Origin of the sequence: Streptomyces roseicoloratus (assembly GCF_004117935.1) — a bacterium.
In the GTDB taxonomy this organism is placed as follows: domain Bacteria; phylum Actinomycetota; class Actinomycetes; order Streptomycetales; family Streptomycetaceae; genus Streptomyces; species Streptomyces roseicoloratus.
In genome coordinates this window covers 85,636-101,062 of sequence record NZ_SDOY01000159.1, presented here as the reverse complement: position 1 = coordinate 101,062, position 15,427 = coordinate 85,636, and the positions used below count along the sequence as shown (strand labels likewise).

Sequence of the window (15,427 nt, the reverse complement as noted above, 5' to 3'; positions counted from 1 at the left end):
GGATCATCCTTCGGCAGGCGAACAGTCGGGAGGTCGCACGGATGAGCACACCCAAGACGACGATGGCAGGGCCGGTGAACCTGACCCTTCCGGAGGGAGATCCGAACCCCGTCGCAGGCTGTCGGCAGTGCCTCGGCGTCGCCGTGACCCGAGCCAACGCCCGATCGGTCGGCGACTACTCGAAGGCGACGGACACGAACGTCGTGCTCCGCACGCACCTCCGGGAAGACCACGGGGCCGAGTGATGTCACGCGCGGTCCTGCGGTTCGTGACACACCGGATCGCGCAGCATCCGGACACGGACGTGACCTTCGAAGCGGAGTGCCTGCACTGCAAGTGGAAGGCGGAGCCATCGACGGACAGTGCGGCGGTCGACGTCGAGTGCATGAGTCACACCGGCCTGAGCAACCATCGCGGCTTCCGGCGGATCTGTACGTCGTTCGCCATGGTGGTGCGGGCTGAGTAAGGCGTTGTTGTACGTCCATGTACGACAACGGCCCCCGACGTAGGGCCGAGGGCCTGTCTGCACTGCTGTGTGCCTGCCTCAGGCGTTCTCTCCCAGGTGTCGGTACAGCGTGGCTCGGGAGACGCCGAGGGCCTTGGCGATGGCGCTGACGTTCTCCCCCTTGGCCTTCCTGGCACGAGCCACGGTGAGCACGTCCTCGTCCACCACGGCCGGCCGGCCGCCGGTCCGGCCCTGCGCCTTGGCCGCTTCCAGCCCGGCCCGCGTGCGGTCCTTGATGAGCGATCGCTCGAACTCCGCCGTGGCCGCGATGATCTGGAAGAACAGGCGTCCGTCGGCCGACGTGGTGTCGACGGACGAGAGAGCACCATCGAGCACGCGGAAACCTATGCCGCGCTCGCGCAGGCCATCGACGATGGACACAAGGTCGATGAACGACCGGCCGAGCCTCTACGAGCGGCGCGCCGAGATGGAGGTGATCCCGGCCGCCCAGGAGTACGGCGTCGGCGTCATCCCGTGGTCGCCGCCGGCCGGCGGTCTGCTCGGCGGGGTGCTCCGGAAGGAGCACGCGAAGGGCGCCCAGGGCGGGCGCCCGGCCGAGGGCTGGGTCGCCTCCCGGGTCGCTGGGGCGCCGGGTTCCGCCGGGTCGGTCACGGGGGAACCCGGCGGTGTCGAGGACGAGATCCAGCCGGGTCTGGGTCGGATCGAGGTCGGTGCCGAAGAGGGCACCCGCACCTCCTCGGTGCACTGGTCGCCCCCGGGCTTCGTGGGGGCGCTGCACCGACCCGTGGAGGGGGCCACGATCACGTGGACGGGCACGCCTCGTCTGCCGTGACGGCGACGTCCTGCGCCCGGTACGGACCGCCCAGGCCCCAGGCCTGGTGCATGGCGTCGGCGAAGGCGGAGGCCAGTTTGTGTTCGCCCGTCGGACCCGGGTGGGTGCCGTCGTAGGTGTCCTGGTGGATGTCGTACGACTCCGGGACCGTCGCCAGGAGGAGCGGTGAGGCGGCCGTGTCCAGGTCGGCGACCGTCTTCGCGAGGAGTTCGTTGAAGCGGGCGCACTCGGCGGCGAAGGGCGCGTCGTACTCGGCGCGGACATTGGGGATCACCGGCAGCATGACCGCGCGGACGTGCGGGTTCGCGGCGCGGGCGGCGGTCAGGAAGGCGCGGACGTTCTCGGCCGTCTGGTCGCTGTTGGTGTAGAAGCCGAGGTCTATCAGGCCGAGCGAGACCAGCAGCACGTCCGCCCGCGTCTCCCGCACCGCCGCGCCGACGAGCGGTGCCATGTGCAGCCAGCCCTCGCCCCAGCCCGCCAGATGGCGGCGGGCGGCGTCCGGGAAGTCCGGGGCGGCGTAGGCGTGCGAGGTGGCCGCGTCGTCGGCCGGCTCGTACAGCGCGGTGCGCGGGCCGGTGATCTCGTATCCGCCGGGCCCGGGCAGCACGGTCTCCAGGTGCTGCCACATCCGGTACCGCCAGGTGAAGTCGCCGGCGCGTCCGATGGTCATGCTGTCGCCGACGAACAGAAAACGCATGGGGCACATCATCACCGACGCCCGGCCGCGGCGGCGACGTGACCCCCGACACCACGCGCCGCCGCGGCCGCCGCCGTGGCAGGCTGGTCGGCATGCGAACTGCTCTGTGCGTCCTGGGAACGGCGGCCCTCATCGGACTGACGGCCGCCCCCGCGGGCGCCGCGGACGCCGACCGGGACTTCACCGTCCAGGATCCCCGGATCACCGAGTCCAGCGGCCTCGCCGCCAGCCGTGCCCACCCCGGCGTCTACTGGACGCACAACGACCAGGACGCGCCCCTGATCTACGGCATCGACTCCCGTACGGGAAAGACCGTCGCGACCCTCACCCTGACCGGGGTCGGCACGCCCCGCGACATGGAGGCCATCTCCGTCGGCCCGGACGGCGACATCTACGTCGGCGACATCGGCGACAACCTCGACGGCTCGTGGGACCACGTCTGGATCTACCGCTTCCCCGAGCCGAAGCAGCTGCGCGACCAGACCGTACGGGCCACCCAGTACGACGTGGAGTACGCCGACGGGCCCCGCAACGCGGAGGCCCTGATGGTGCATCCGAAGACCGGCCGGGTCTACATCGCCAGCAAGAACGAGGACGGCGGCGGTCTCTACGCCGGCCCCGAGCGGCTCGACGCCTCCCGCACCAACGTCTTCCGGCGCATCGGGGACGTCCCCTGGGTGACCGACGGCGCCTTCTCGCCGGACGGCGGCCGGCTGGTCCTGCGCGGCTACCTCCTGGCCCGGGAGTACGCGTGGAAGGACGGCCGCCTCGGCGACGACGGCACCTCCGTCGGCGCGCCGTTCCAGGGCCAGGCGGAGTCGGTGACGTACACGAGGGACGGCTCGGCGCTGATGTTCGGCGCGGAGGGGCGGGGGAGCCGGGTGATCCGCGTCGAGCGCCAGGGCGGGAGCGGGGACGGGCGGGACGGCGGGTCGTCGTCGCGGGGCGGTGACACGAACGGGTCGGGCTCGTCCGGCGGCGCCGGCACGTCCGGTGCCTCCGGCGGTCCGCACGCGCCGGGCGCCGGCTCCGCCGGGCCCTCGGGTCCCTCCGCGAGCGGCGGAGGCGGTGGCGAGCAGGGGGACTTCAGCCTCGGCGTCGTCATCCTCGGTCTGGCCACCGTCGTCGTGGTGGGGCTGAAGCGGATGTTCCGGCGCGGGGAGTGACGCCGCAGCCGTGAGCGGCATGGGCGAGGGGCCCGGCCGCGGACCGTGCGGTCCGTGCCGGGCCCCTCGTGCGGGCGGGGTGCGAAGGGTTCCCCCTCGCGCCTCCTCCCGCTGCTACAGCTTCTCGATCACGTAGTCGATGCAGGCCGTCAGCGCCCGCACGTCCGCCGGGTCGATCGCCGGGAACATCGCGATGCGCAGCTGGTTGCGGCCCAGCTTGCGGTAGGGCTCGGTGTCCACGATGCCGTTGGCGCGCAGCGCCTTGGCGACGGCCGCCGCGTCGATCTCGTCCGCGAAGTCGATCGTGCCGATGACCTGCGAGCGCTTCGCCGGGTCGGTGACGAACGGCGTCGCGTACTTGGACTCCTCGGCCCAGCCGTACAGCGCGTCCGAGGACTCCTTCGTCCGGGCCACGGCCCAGTCGAGGCCGCCCTGGCCGTTGATCCACTTCAGCTGCTCGTTCAGCAGGAAGAGGGTGGCGAGTGCCGGGGTGTTGTACGTCTGGTTCTTCAGCGAGTTGTCGATCGCGGTCGGCAGGCTGAAGAACTCCGGGACGTGGCGGCCGGAGGCGTGGACGCGGGCCGCGCGCTCCAGGGCCGCCGGCGAGAACGCCGCGAGCCACAGGCCGCCGTCGGCGGCGAAGGACTTCTGCGGGGCGAAGTAGTAGACGTCGGTCTCGGTGATGTCGACCGGCAGACCGCCGGCGCCCGAGGTCGCGTCCACGAGGACGAGTGCGCCCTCGTCGGCGCCCGCGACCCGCTTCAGCGGGGCGGCGACACCGGTGGAGGTCTCGTTGTGGGTGTAGGCGTAGACGTCGACGCCCGCCTCGGCCACCGGCTCCGGGTGGGTGCCCGGGTCGGAGGAGATCACGGTCGGCTCGGCCAGCCAGGGGGCCAGCTTCGCGGCCTTCGCGAACTTGGAGGAGAACTCGCCGAAGGTGAGGTGCTGCGACTTGTTCTCGATCAGGCCGTGGGTCGCGATGTCCCAGAAGGCGGTCGACCCGCCGTTGCCCAGGATCACCTCGTAGCCCTCGGGGAGCGAGAAGAGGTCACGGATGCCGGCACGCACCTCGCCGACCAGGTTCTTGACCGGAGCCTGGCGGTGAGAGGTACCGAGGAGCGAGGTGCCGGTGGCGGCCAGGGCGTCCAGCGCCTCCGTACGCACCTTGGAGGGGCCCGCGCCGAAACGGCCATCGGCGGGCTTGATGTCAGCGGGAATCTGGATATCGGCCACGAGGCGGAGCGTATCGGTTCGGGCAAGCCGGGGCTGAGGGATGTCCGCCGGATGAGACAACGGCTGAGACACTGTGTAGTCGTGGGATCACACGAGAACGGGATCGGACAAGGGCCGGGGACGGGTTCCGGGGCGGAGACTCCGGCTGGGGCTGGGGCTGGGGCTGGGGCTGGGGCTGGGGCTGGGGCTGGGGCTGGGGCGGCGGATGCGGCTGCCGTCGCCAGTGCCGCTGCCCCGGTCGCTGCCGCGGTCGCCGGTTCGACCGCATCCGCCGGTTCGGCCGCCGCGCTCGCGCGCGAGCTGCGCGCCGCCGTCGCCGGTGACGTCGACTTCTCCGTGGCCGCACGCGCGCTGACCTCGATGGACGCCTCGAACTACCGGCGCGTCCCGCTCGGCGTCGTCGCCCCGCGTGACGCCGACGACGTCGCCGCCGCGCTGGCGGTCTGCCGTGCGCACGGCGTGCCGGTCGTCGCCCGCGGCGGCGGCACCTCCATCGGCGGGCAGGCCACCGGCACGGGTGTCGTGCTCGACTTCACCCGCCACATGGGTGACCTGGTGGCGGTCGACCCCGAGGCGCGTACGGCCGTCGTCCGGCCGGGTCTCGTGCTCGACCGGCTGCGGGCGGCGGCCCGCCCGTACGGGCTGACGTTCGGCCCCGACCCGTCCACGCACAGCCGCTGCACCCTCGGCGGAATGATCGGCAACAACGCGTGCGGCGCGCACTCGGTGGCCTGGGGCACGACGGCCGACAACGTGCGGGAGCTGGACGTCGTCACCTACGACGGACGGCGGCTGCGCCTCGGGCCGGAGTGGCGGGGCGCGCCCGCCGGGCTGCGGGAGCTGGTGGCGGGCCGGACGGCGCTGCTGCGGACCGGTTATCCGGCCGGGCTGCCGCGCCGCATCTCCGGGTACGCGCTCGACGCGCTGCTGCCCGAGCGGGGCGCGGACGTGGCCCGTTCCTTCTGCGGCAGCGAGGGCACGCTCGGGGTGCTCACGGAGGCGGTGGTGCGGCTGGTGCCGCTGCCGGCGGAGCCGGTGCTGGTGGTCCTCGGGTACGCGGACGAGGGCGCGGCGGCCGACGCGGCGGCCGGCCTGTTGCCGTACCGGCCGCTGACCGTGGAGGGGATGGCCGCGGACCTGGTGCGCGGCCGGGGCGCGGAGGGACTGCCGCGGGGCGGCGCGTGGCTGTTCGTGGAGGTGGACGGGCACGGGGCGGCGGCGGAGCTCGTACGGGCGGCGGACGCGCTGGACTCCGTACGGGTCACCGATCCCGCCGGGCAGCGGGCGCTGTGGCGGATCCGGGAGGACGCGGCGGGGACGGCGACGAGGATGCCGGACGGCGCGGAGGCGTGGCCCGGGTGGGAGGACTGCGCGGTGCCGCCGGCCCGGCTCGGGGCGTATCTGCGGGAGTTCCGGGGCCTGTTGGCGGAGTTCGGGCTGTGCGGCACGCCGTACGGGCACTTCGGTGACGGTTGCGTCCACGTCCGGATCGACTTCGACCTGTGGACGGGTGAAGGCGTGGGCCGTTTCCGGGAGTTCTCGGAGGCGGTGGCCGACCTCGTGGTGGCGCACGGGGGTTCGCTGTCCGGCGAGCACGGGGACGGGAAGGCGCGGGCGGAGCTGCTGCCGAGGATGTACGGGGACGAGCTCGTCGCCCTGTTCGGCGAGGTGAAGGACCTGTGGGACCCGGACGGCGGTCTGAACCCGGGCGTGCTGGTGCGGCCGGAGCCGCTGGACTCCGGGCTGCGGTTCGAAGGGCTGCCGCTGGTGGGGCTCGGCCGGGAGGTCGCGCGCTGTGTCGGCGTGGCCAAGTGCCGGGTGGAGGGCCCGGGTTCGGGTCCGGGGGTGATGTGCCCCTCGTACCGTGCGACGGGGGAGGAGAAGCACTCCACGCGCGGCCGGGCGCGGCTGCTCCACGAGATGGCGCTCGGGGAGATCGTCACGGACGGGCTGCGGTCGGAGGAGGTCAGGGACGCGCTGGACCTGTGCCTGTCGTGCAAGGGCTGCCGCAGCGACTGCCCGGTGGGCGTCGACATGGCCGCGTACAAGACGGAGTTCCTGGCCGGGTACTACGCGGGGCGGCCGTGGAAGCGGCCGCGGGCGCACTGGACGATGGGCGGTCTGCCGCGGCTGCTCGACCGGTTCGGTACGGGCCTGAACGCGGCGACGCGGCTGCCGTTCGCGGCGCGGCTGGCGGGCGTCACGCCGGAGCGGCCGCTGCCGAGGGTGGCGGAGCGGTCCTTCGTGTCGTGGTTCGGGGAACGGGCCTCGGGCCGCCCGCCGGTCCTCACGCTGTGGCCGGACACCTTCACCGACCATCTGGCGCCGCAGGTGGGCGCGGCGGCGGTGCGGGTCCTGGAGGCCGCGGGCCTCGGGATCGCGCTGCCGCCGGGGCGGGTGTGCTGCGGGCTCACCTACGTGTCGACGGGCCGGCCGGCGGCGGCGCGGCGGGTGATGCGCCGCACCCTCGACGTCATGGCGGACGTGGAGGGGCCGGTGGTGGTCCTGGAACCGTCCTGTGCGGCGGCCCTGCGCGCCGACCTGCCGGAGCTGCTGCCGGACGACCCGCGCGCGGCGCGGCTGGCGGGGGCGGTGCGCACCTTCGCGGAGGCGCTGGAGGAACTCGCGCCGGACTGGGCGCCGCCGCGCGTCGCCCGCCCCGTCACCGGCCAGACCCACTGTCACCAGCACGCGGTCCTGGGCGACGCGGCGGACCGCCGGCTACGGGAACGGGCGGGCCTGGTGGGCGAACCGGCGGGCGGCTGCTGCGGTCTCGCGGGCAACTTCGGCTTCGAACCGGGCCACTACGAGGTCTCCGTCGCCTGCGCCGAGGACCAGCTCCTCCCGTCCCTCCACGCGGCCCCTCCCGACGCCCTCACCCTCGCCGACGGTTTCTCCTGCCGCACCCAGATCACCCACCTGGCACCGGAACGGCACCCGCGCCACGTGGCGGAGGTGCTGGCGGAGGCGCTGGACGAGGGCTACGGGGACGGCGAGGGCCACGGGGACGGCGAGGGCCATGGGGAAGACGAGGGCCATGGGGAAGACTCGGCGGACTGACGTTTCTCACCGGGGCCCTCTCCGCAGGCCCCGGCGGTCGCGTCTGCTTCCGTCACGTCCGCGAGGGCGGGCGGTTCCACGGTGGCGGCGTGTTCGAGCCACCAGTGGAGCGTGTCGAGGTCGGTGCAGTCGTGGATGTGCTCGGCCACGGCATCGGGCAGCACGAGACCCCGCACGGCGAACACGCGCAGCACGGAATCACTGAGGCCGTGCGCCTTGCCCTTGAGATATGTCTCCTCGACGAACGTGCCCCGGCCGGGGTAACAGGTGCCCGTGGAGCGCGCCATCAGAAGACCTCGGCCGCGCTCGCGGCCGTGACCGCCCGCTGGAGCCACAGGTCGAGGGTCCTGGTGTCGGTGCACTCCGCGATCCGCCGGGCGTCGTCTTCGGGAACGTCGATGCCGCGTGCCGCGAGCACGGCCAGGATCGACTCGGCCTTGCCTTCGGCCTTGCCTTCGAGGAACGTCTCCTCGACCAGGGTGCCCCGGCCCGGGAAGTAGGTCCCTACAGCCATCAGTTTCCTCCAGGTGTCCCTGGCCGGGGTGTTGCCCAGGCCGATCTCCATGATTTCCGAGTAGTACTTGAAGGAGGCCTGGTCGGCCGTGCCCAAGGCCTGTGCCAGTGCCTCCAGTATGGCCGGGGCCTGCTGGTGCGTGCCATGAGTCATCGCGCTGAAGGCCGTCATGGCCAGGTTCCGCGATGCCTCGGCCGCGTCCGTGATCACCGGGACGTTGTCCGGGCCGAGGACCAGCGGGTGGATGACGATCGACGTCCAGGTGCCGTAGCCGCCGCGGAACGGCCCTGCCGCCCAGCGCGCCGTGGCGCGGTCCTTGCAGACCACGAGCAGGAGGACCGGGAGGTCGTACTTGGCGCCGAGGTAGCCCAGGTAGTACGTCCAGCTCGACGCCTTCTCCCGGTCCTTTCGGCCTTGTGCCTCGATGGTCAGGAGGAATCCGTCGCCGTCGGGCGGTTCGACGCGCAGAACGCTGTCGACACGACGCTCCAGGGGGCGGATCTCGGTGGCGTCCGGACTGATGACCTCGACCGTGGCCTTTCTGGGCAGCGGTACGCCGAGGATCTCGAAGACCGGGGGCAGGAGCTCGGGGCGGTCCTGGAAGATCCGGTGCGAGGTCTCGTGCGGGGAAGTGACCATGGGGCGAACGTAGGGGCGCTTCGGTGGGTTGGAATATGCCTTTGGCATATGACCACCCTTGTGGGTGATCTTCGCGTACGGCGTGGCCTCAGGCTTCGCCCGCGACCCTTCGGGCCAGATCCGCCAGGGCCCTCGTCGCCGGGTGGGGGGAGTCCTCCCGCCAGGTCAGGAGGAGCGGGAGGGGCGGGGCGTCGGGGAGGGGGCGGTAGGTGACGCCGGGGTGGGGGTGGAGGGTGGCCGTCGAGGCCGAGGAGACGCCGATGCCGCGGCCCGCCGCGATCGCCGTCAGCCAGTCGTCGGTGTTGGCGACGGTGAGGGTCGTACGGGGGCGCGCGTCGGGCGGCCAGAGGTCGAGGGTGGTCGCGCCGGAGACCGTGTTCAGGATCGCCGTCTCCGCCGCCAGGTCCGCCAGGGTGAGTTCCGGGCGCGCGGCGAGCGGGCCGTCGGCCGGGACGGCGGCCACGCGGGGTTCCGTGAGCAGTTGCTCGGTCGCCAGGCCCGGGATCTCCACGGGGCCGCGCAGCAGTGCCGCGTCCACCTCGCCGCGCAGCAGTCCCGCCGTGCGGTCGTCGATCCGGAGCAGTTCGAGCGGGGTCTCGGGGTGTTCCCGCTGCCAGCGGCGCAGGAGGGGCGTGGTGTACGGGCCGAAGGCCGACCAGGCGTGGCCCAGCCGGAGCGGGCGGTGGTGGAGCCGGCCCGGATCGACGGCCGCGTCGAACGCGGCGATCGCCGCCGCCGCCCGGTCCCGGAAGGCGCGGCCCTCGGGCGTCAGCGCGAGGTGGTGCGTGGAGCGGTCGACGAGCCGGGCGCCGAGCTGCTTCTCCAGGGACGCGAGCGTCCGGGACACGGCGGGCTGGGTGAGGTGGATCCGCGCGGCGGCCCGGGTCAGGTTGCCCTCCTCCGCGATGGCCAGGAAGCAGCGCAGGTGGCGGAGCTCGATGCTGGTGCGGCTCATGCGTGCGGAGCATAACCGCAGTGCGATCGGCATTTCCGGTGCCGCGCCCGGAGTCGTAGCGTGAAGCGGAAGGTCTGATTCAGCTGTCCTGTCGGGGTTCCTGGCGCCGTCTTCCGGCTTCCGGGTGCCCGCCCGCCGTGGGCGGGGCCTCGAGGGCGGTCCATTATGCTGGACCGGAAGGTTCAGTGTGATGGACCCTTCGGTGGTGGCCGTCCGTGGCCCCCGCACCCCTGCAAGGCTGAGGAGCACGCCGGTGGAGAGCCCGGTCAAGGACATGTCCGCCCGCCCGGCAGCCCCGGCCGCCGGACCCTCCGCCATCCCCGCCGCCGGGTCGCCCGGACCGGCGGGGTCCGCCGGTGACGCCTCCGGCGGTCCCCGCGCCGCCCGTCGCCTCGGGCCCGTCGCGCTCGTCGTCGCCGGCGGGCTGTCCGTGCAGTTCGGTTCCGCCGTCGCCGTGCTCCTCATGCCGCGTGCCGGCGCCCTCGGCGTCGTCACCCTGCGGCTCGTGCTCGCCGCCGCCGTCCTGCTGATCGCCTGCCGGCCCAGGGTCCGCGGCTACGGCCGCGCCGACTGGGGCACCGTGCTCGCCTTCGGCGCCGCCATGTCCGGCATGAACATCCTGTTCTACCTCTCCGTCGCCCGGATCCCGCTCGGCGCCGCCGTCACGCTCGAGGTCCTCGGCCCGCTCGCCCTCTCCGTCATCGCCTCCCGCCGCCTCGTGAACCTCCTGTGGGCCGGACTCGCCCTCGCCGGCGTCGTCCTGCTCAGCGGCGCCCACGGCGGCGGCTTCGACCGGCTCGACCCGGCCGGCGCCGGATTCGCGCTCGCCGCGGGCGCCATGTGGGCCGCGTACATCGTCTTCAGCGCCCGCACCGGCCGCCGCTTCCCGCAGGCCGACGGCCTCGCCCTCGCGATGGCCGTCGGCGCGGTCATCAGCCTGCCCTTCGGCATCGCCTCCGCCGGCGACAAGCTGCTCGAACCGTCGACGATCGGCCTCGGCCTCGGCGTCGCCCTGATGTCCTCCGTCCTGCCCTACACCCTCGAACTCCTCGCCCTGCGCCGCCTGCCCGCGCCCACCTTCGCCATCCTCATGAGCCTGGAACCGGCCATCGCCGCCACCGCCGGCTTCCTCGTCCTCCACCAGGCCCTCGGCCTGGCCGACGCGCTGGCCATCGGCCTCGTCATCGCGGCCAGCATGGGCGCCGTACGGACCCAGGTGGCCCGATCCCGTTGATCCCTGGCCCGTGGCCGGTTTCCGCCGCCACGGGCCCGGCCGCAGGATGGTCGGCATGGCCCTGGAGATGCGCGAGCGTTGCGAACGCTGCGAGAAGACCGCCCTGCCCGTCGACGCACCCGCCCGGATCTGCACGTACGAGTGCACCTTCTGCGTCCCCTGCTCGGACGCGATGGACGACGTCTGCCCCAACTGCGGCGGCGAGCTCGTCGCCCGCCCCCGCCGCGCCGCCTGAGCCCGCGCCGACGCCCACCACACCACCCCCACGGGGCCGCGACAGCGGCCCCGTTGCCGTTCCGGGCCCGCGCCCCCGTCGCCCGCGCCTCGCTCGCCCCCCGTTGCCCTCGCCCGCGCCCCCCGTCGCCCTCGCTCGCCTCGCTCGCCTCGCTCGCCCGCGCCCCCGTCGCCCGCGCCTCGCTCGCCTCGCCCGCGTCCCCCGGGACCCGCCCCCGCAACATCCCAAGCAAGCACGCTTGATTGTTTCTTCCCCTGCTGCCATGCTCCTCACGCACGTCCGTGGCCCGCCCGCCCCGAGGGGAGCGCACCGTGTCCGATCCCGTCGTCGTCCTCGACGACCTGCGTGCCGAGAGCGAGGAAGTCGACGCTCTGGTGAGGGAGCTGAGCGGCGAGCAGTGGGCCTTGCCCACGCCCGCGCCGCGCTGGACCGTCGCCCATCAGATCGCGCACCTCGCCTGGACCGACGCCGCCGCGCTGCTCGCGGCGACCGACCCGGAGGCCTTCGCCGCCGCGACCGAGAAGGCGCTCGTCGCGCCCGACCGGTTCGTCGACGACGGCGCCGAGGAGGGCGCGGCCCTGCCGCCGGGCGAGCTGCTCGCCCGCTGGCGCGCGGGCCGGGAGGAGCTGCACCGGGTGCTGCGCGAGGCCCCGCCCGGGACGCGTTTCCCCTGGTACGGGCCCGCCATGAGCGCCGTGTCCCTCGCCACCGCCCGTCTGATGGAGACCTGGGCGCACGGCCAGGACGTGGCCGACGCGCTCGGGGTCGTACGGGAGCCGACGGCCCGGCTGCGGCACGTGGCCTGGATCGGGCTGCGGGCCCGGGACTACGCGTACCTGGTGCGCGGGCTCAGGCCGCCCGCCGAGCCGTTCCGCGTCGAGCTGACCGGTCCGGGCGGGGAGCGGTGGGCGTACGGGCCCGCCGACGCGGCGCAGGCGATCACCGGGCCGGCGCTCGACTTCTGTCTGCTCGTCACCCAGCGGGTGCACCGCGCCGACACCGCGCTGGTCGCCCGCGGCGCCGACGCCGAGCACTGGCTCGGCATCGCGCAGGCGTTCGCCGGTCCCGCGGGCGAGGGCCGGGCGCGCAGGGAGGATGGCGCGTGATCCTGCGGATCGGCAACGCCTCGGGCTTCTACGGCGACCGCTTCGACGCCGTACGGGAGATGCTGACCGGCGGCGGTCCCGAGGGCGGGCTCGACGTCCTCACCGGCGACTACCTCGCCGAGCTGACCATGCTCATCCTCGGTCGCGACCTGCTGAAGGATCCTTCCGCCGGATACGCCAGGACGTTTCTGCGGCAGATGGAGGAGGGGCTCGGGCTCGCCCACGACCGCGGCGTGCGGATCGTCGCCAACGCCGGCGGGCTCAACCCGGCCGGTCTCGCCGACGCGCTGCGCACGCTCGCCGACCGGCTCGGCGTGCCCGCCCGGATCGCCCACGTCGAGGGCGACCGGCTGCCCGCAGGGCCCGGTGTCCTCGCGGCCAACGCCTATCTCGGCGGCGCCGGCATCGCCGCCTGCCTCAGCGCCGGCGCTGACGTCGTCGTCACCGGCCGGGTGACCGACGCCGCACTGGTCACCGGACCCGCGCAGTGGTTCTTCGGCTGGGGCCCGGAGGCGTACGACGAGCTGGCGGGCGCGGTCGTCGCCGGACACGTCCTGGAGTGCGGCACGCAGGCCACCGGCGGCAACTACGCCTTCTTCACCGACCACGACCCGGCCGTCCTGCGCCGCCCCGGCTTCCCGCTCGCCGAGCTCCACGCCGACGGCAGCGCGGTGATCACCAAGCACCCGGGCACGGGCGGGGTCGTCGACGTCGGCACCGTCACCGCCCAGCTCCTGTACGAGACGGCCGGCGCCCGCTACCCGGGGCCCGACGTGACCGCCCGCCTCGACTCCGTACGCCTCACCCAGGAGGGTCCGGACCGGGTGCGGATCGACGGGGTGCGGGGCGAGGCGCCGCCGCCCACGCTCAAGGCGGGCCTGTGCCGCCTCGGCGGCTTCCGCAACGAGGTCGTGTTCGTGCTCACCGGGCTCGACATCGAGGCCAAGGCGGAGCTGGTGCGGGGGCAGATCGGGGACGCCCTCGCCGCGTCGCCGCCGGCCGACGTCCGCTGGGAGCTGGTGCGGACCGACCGGGAGGACGCGCCCACCGAGGAGACCGCCAGCGCGCTGCTCCGCCTCGTCGTCCGCGACCAGGACCCGGAGAAGGTCGGCCGGGCCCTGACGGGGGCCGCGATCGAGCTCGCCCTCGCCGGCTACCCCGGCTTCCACGTCACCGCGCCGCCCGGCAAGGGCGCCCCCTACGGGGTGTTCGAGACCGCGTACGTGCCGGCCGGCGACGTCCCGCACACGGCCGTGCTGCCCGACGGGGCCCGCGTCCCCGTGCCCGTACCGCCCGGGAACCGCGAGCTCGTCGCCGTACCCGAACCGGAGCCGCCCGAGCCGCTGCCGCCGGGGCCGGTGCGCCGGGCGCCGCTCGGGCGGGTCGCCGGGGCCCGCAGCGGCGACAAGGGAGGGGACGCCAACGTCGGCGTCTGGGTCCGCGGCGACCGCGCCTGGCGCTGGCTCGCGCACGCCCTCACCGTCGAGCGGTTCCGCGAACTCCTCCCGGAGACCCGTGACCTGGCGGTCACCCGGCACGTCCTGCCCGGACTCAGGGCCCTCAACTTCACCGTGACCGGCCTGCTCGGCGAGGGCGTGGCCTCGCAGGCCCGGTTCGACCCGCAGGCCAAGGCCCTCGGCGAATGGCTCCGCTCCCGCCACGTGGACATACCGGAGGAACTGCTGTGACCGTCCTCGCCTCCGCCCTCGACACCGGCGGACCCGACTACGCGGCCCATCGCGCCGCCATGCTGGAGAAGCTCGCCGCGCTCGACGCCGAGCACGCCAAGGCGCTGGCCGGCGGCGGCGAGAAGTACGTCGAACGGCACCGCGGGCGCGGCAAGCTGCTGGCCCGCGAGCGGATCGAGCTGCTGGTCGACCCGGACAGCCCGTTCCTGGAACTGTCGCCGCTCGCGGCCTGGGGCAGCGACTATCCCGTGGGGGCGTCCCTGGTGACCGGGATCGGGGTGATCGAGGGCGTCGAGTGCGTCATCACCGCGAACGACCCGACCGTGCGCGGCGGGGCCTCCAACCCGTGGACGCTGAAGAAGGCGCTGCGCGCGAACGAGATCGCGTTCGCCAACCGGCTTCCGGTCGTCTCGCTCGTCGAGTCCGGCGGCGCCGACCTGCCCTCCCAGAAGGAGATCTTCATCCCCGGCGGGGCGCTCTTCCGCGACCTCACCCGGCTGTCCGCCGCCGGGATCCCGACGGTCGCGGTCGTCTTCGGCAACTCGACGGCCGGCGGCGCGTACGTCCCCGGCATGTCCGACCACACCGTGATGATCGAGGAGCGGTCGAAGGTCTTCCTGGGCGGGCCGCCGCTGGTGAGGATGGCGACGGGCGAGGAGAGCGACGACGAGTCGCTCGGCGGCGCGCGGATGCACGCGCGGACCAGCGGCCTCGCCGACCACTACGCCGTCGACGAGGCCGACGCGCTGCGTCAGGCCCGCCGGATCGTCGCCCGCCTCCACCACCGCAAGGCGCACCCGGATCCGCTGCCGGCCGAGCCGCCGAAGTACGACGAGGAGGAGCTGCTCGGGATCGTCCCGGGCGACCTCAAGACGCCGTTCGACCCGCGCGAGGTGATCGCCCGGATCGTCGACGGCTCCGACTTCGACGAGTTCAAGCCGCTGTACGGGACGAGTCTGGTGACGGGCTGGGCGGAGCTGCACGGCTATCCGGTGGGCGTGCTCGCCAACGCGCAGGGCGTGCTGTTCTCCGCCGAGTCGCAGAAGGCGGCGCAGTTCATCCAGCTCGCCAACCAGCGCGACATCCCGCTGCTCTTCCTCCACAACACGACCGGCTACATGGTGGGCAGGGAGTACGAGCAGGGCGGCATCATCAAGCACGGGGCGATGATGATCAACGCGGTGGCGAACTCGCGCGTGCCGCACCTGTCGGTCCTCATGGGCGCCTCGTACGGCGCCGGGCACTACGGCATGTGCGGCAGGGCGTACGACCCGCGGTTCCTCTTCGCCTGGCCGAGCGCCAAGTCGGCGGTCATGGGCCCGCAGCAGCTCGCGGGCGTGCTGTCGATCGTGGCGCGCGCCTCCGCGGAGGCCAAGGGGCAGCCGTACGACGAGGAGCAGGACGCCGGGATGCGGGCGTTCGTCGAGGCGCAGATCGAGAGCGAGTCGCTGCCGGTGTTCCTGTCCGGGCGGCTGTACGACGACGGGGTCATCGACCCGCGCGACACGCGGACGGTCCTCGGGCTCTGCCTGTCCGCGATCCACACTGCACCGGTCGAGGGCGCGCGCGGCGGCTTCGGCGTCTTCCGAATGTGAGGCTCTG

14 protein-coding genes and 1 pseudogene are annotated in these 15,427 nt (G+C 73.9%); 10 read left to right on the top strand and 5 right to left on the bottom strand.

From position 1 onward, the window contains the following. Positions 1 to 41: 41 nt before the first annotated feature. Both ESG85_RS28135 and ESG85_RS37110 read left to right on the top strand, forming a co-directional pair. The gene (locus ESG85_RS28135) at positions 42 to 245 is read left to right on the top strand and encodes a hypothetical protein (RefSeq protein ID WP_246095333.1); all 204 of its coding nucleotides are present in this window, start codon (positions 42 to 44) and stop codon (positions 243 to 245) included. Further along, on the top strand, positions 245 to 466 hold the full coding sequence (locus ESG85_RS37110) for a DUF7848 domain-containing protein (RefSeq protein WP_445081986.1): 222 nt from the start codon (positions 245 to 247) through the stop codon (positions 464 to 466). The genes ESG85_RS28135 and ESG85_RS37110 overlap by 1 nt, the downstream gene beginning before the upstream one ends. Positions 467 to 544: 78 nt before the next feature. On the opposite strand, the gene ESG85_RS28125 is transcribed toward ESG85_RS37110, so the two are convergent. Continuing rightward, the gene (locus ESG85_RS28125) at positions 545 to 886 is read right to left on the bottom strand and encodes a recombinase family protein (protein WP_281288089.1); all 342 of its coding nucleotides are present in this window, start codon (positions 884 to 886) and stop codon (positions 545 to 547) included. 22 nt (positions 887 to 908) lie between these two features. Here ESG85_RS28125 and ESG85_RS28120 point away from each other — a divergent pair. Further along, positions 909 to 1,088: pseudogene (locus ESG85_RS28120) on the top strand (aldo/keto reductase); the annotation flags it as partial. A 178-nt stretch (positions 1,089 to 1,266) separates the two neighbouring features. Here the strand turns inward: ESG85_RS28120 and ESG85_RS28115 are convergent. Further along, positions 1,267 to 1,995 (bottom strand): GDSL-type esterase/lipase family protein, encoded by a 729-nt coding sequence (locus tag ESG85_RS28115; RefSeq protein WP_128983979.1) that lies wholly within the window; start codon positions 1,993 to 1,995, stop codon positions 1,267 to 1,269. Positions 1,996 to 2,087: 92 nt separating this feature from the next. Between ESG85_RS28115 and ESG85_RS28110 the strand changes: the two genes are divergently transcribed. After that, positions 2,088 to 3,161 carry an SdiA-regulated/phytase-like domain-containing protein gene (locus ESG85_RS28110; protein ID WP_128983978.1) on the top strand — a complete coding sequence of 358 codons (1,074 nt, stop codon included), beginning with the start codon at positions 2,088 to 2,090 and terminating at the stop codon, positions 3,159 to 3,161. A 114-nt stretch (positions 3,162 to 3,275) separates the two neighbouring features. Here the strand turns inward: ESG85_RS28110 and serC are convergent, their stop codons facing one another. Continuing rightward, positions 3,276 to 4,394, bottom strand: coding sequence for a phosphoserine transaminase (serC, locus tag ESG85_RS28105; RefSeq protein WP_128983977.1), 1,119 nt, complete (start codon positions 4,392 to 4,394; stop codon positions 3,276 to 3,278). A gap of 336 nt (positions 4,395 to 4,730) precedes the next feature. On the opposite strand from serC, the gene ESG85_RS28100 reads away from it, so the two are divergent. After that, complete coding sequence (locus ESG85_RS28100) at positions 4,731 to 7,454, top strand: FAD-binding and (Fe-S)-binding domain-containing protein (RefSeq protein ID WP_342781427.1); 2,724 nt, start codon at positions 4,731 to 4,733, stop codon at positions 7,452 to 7,454. A 286-nt stretch (positions 7,455 to 7,740) separates the two neighbouring features. Here the strand turns inward: ESG85_RS28100 and ESG85_RS28090 are convergent, their stop codons facing one another. Together ESG85_RS28090 and ESG85_RS28085 are read right to left on the bottom strand one after the other, a co-directional pair. After that, positions 7,741 to 8,607 carry a hypothetical protein gene (locus ESG85_RS28090; protein ID WP_128983975.1) on the bottom strand — a complete coding sequence of 289 codons (867 nt, stop codon included), beginning with the start codon at positions 8,605 to 8,607 and terminating at the stop codon, positions 7,741 to 7,743. Positions 8,608 to 8,695: 88 nt separating this feature from the next. Beyond that, a complete protein-coding gene (locus ESG85_RS28085; RefSeq protein ID WP_128983974.1) occupies positions 8,696 to 9,595 on the bottom strand; it encodes a LysR family transcriptional regulator in 900 nt (299 codons plus the stop codon). A 241-nt stretch (positions 9,596 to 9,836) separates the two neighbouring features. Between ESG85_RS28085 and ESG85_RS28080 the strand changes: the two genes are divergently transcribed. From ESG85_RS28080 to ESG85_RS28060, 5 genes are all read left to right on the top strand, one after another. Then, a complete protein-coding gene (locus ESG85_RS28080; RefSeq protein WP_128984012.1) occupies positions 9,837 to 10,796 on the top strand; it encodes an EamA family transporter in 960 nt (319 codons plus the stop codon). 55 nt (positions 10,797 to 10,851) lie between these two features. Then, positions 10,852 to 11,031, top strand: a complete 180-nt coding sequence (locus tag ESG85_RS28075; protein ID WP_128983973.1) for a DUF1272 domain-containing protein — start codon at positions 10,852 to 10,854, stop codon at positions 11,029 to 11,031. A gap of 311 nt (positions 11,032 to 11,342) precedes the next feature. Continuing rightward, positions 11,343 to 12,137: a TIGR03084 family metal-binding protein gene (locus tag ESG85_RS28070; RefSeq protein ID WP_128983972.1), complete on the top strand. Its 795-nt coding sequence runs from the start codon at positions 11,343 to 11,345 to the stop codon at positions 12,135 to 12,137. Beyond that, positions 12,134 to 13,825 carry an acyclic terpene utilization AtuA family protein gene (locus tag ESG85_RS28065; RefSeq protein WP_128983971.1) on the top strand — a complete coding sequence of 564 codons (1,692 nt, stop codon included), beginning with the start codon at positions 12,134 to 12,136 and terminating at the stop codon, positions 13,823 to 13,825. The genes ESG85_RS28070 and ESG85_RS28065 overlap by 4 nt, the downstream gene beginning before the upstream one ends. Then, a complete protein-coding gene (locus ESG85_RS28060; protein WP_128983970.1) occupies positions 13,822 to 15,420 on the top strand; it encodes an acyl-CoA carboxylase subunit beta in 1,599 nt (532 codons plus the stop codon). Before ESG85_RS28065 ends, ESG85_RS28060 begins: the two co-directional genes overlap by 4 nt. Positions 15,421 to 15,427 lie beyond the last annotated feature (7 nt).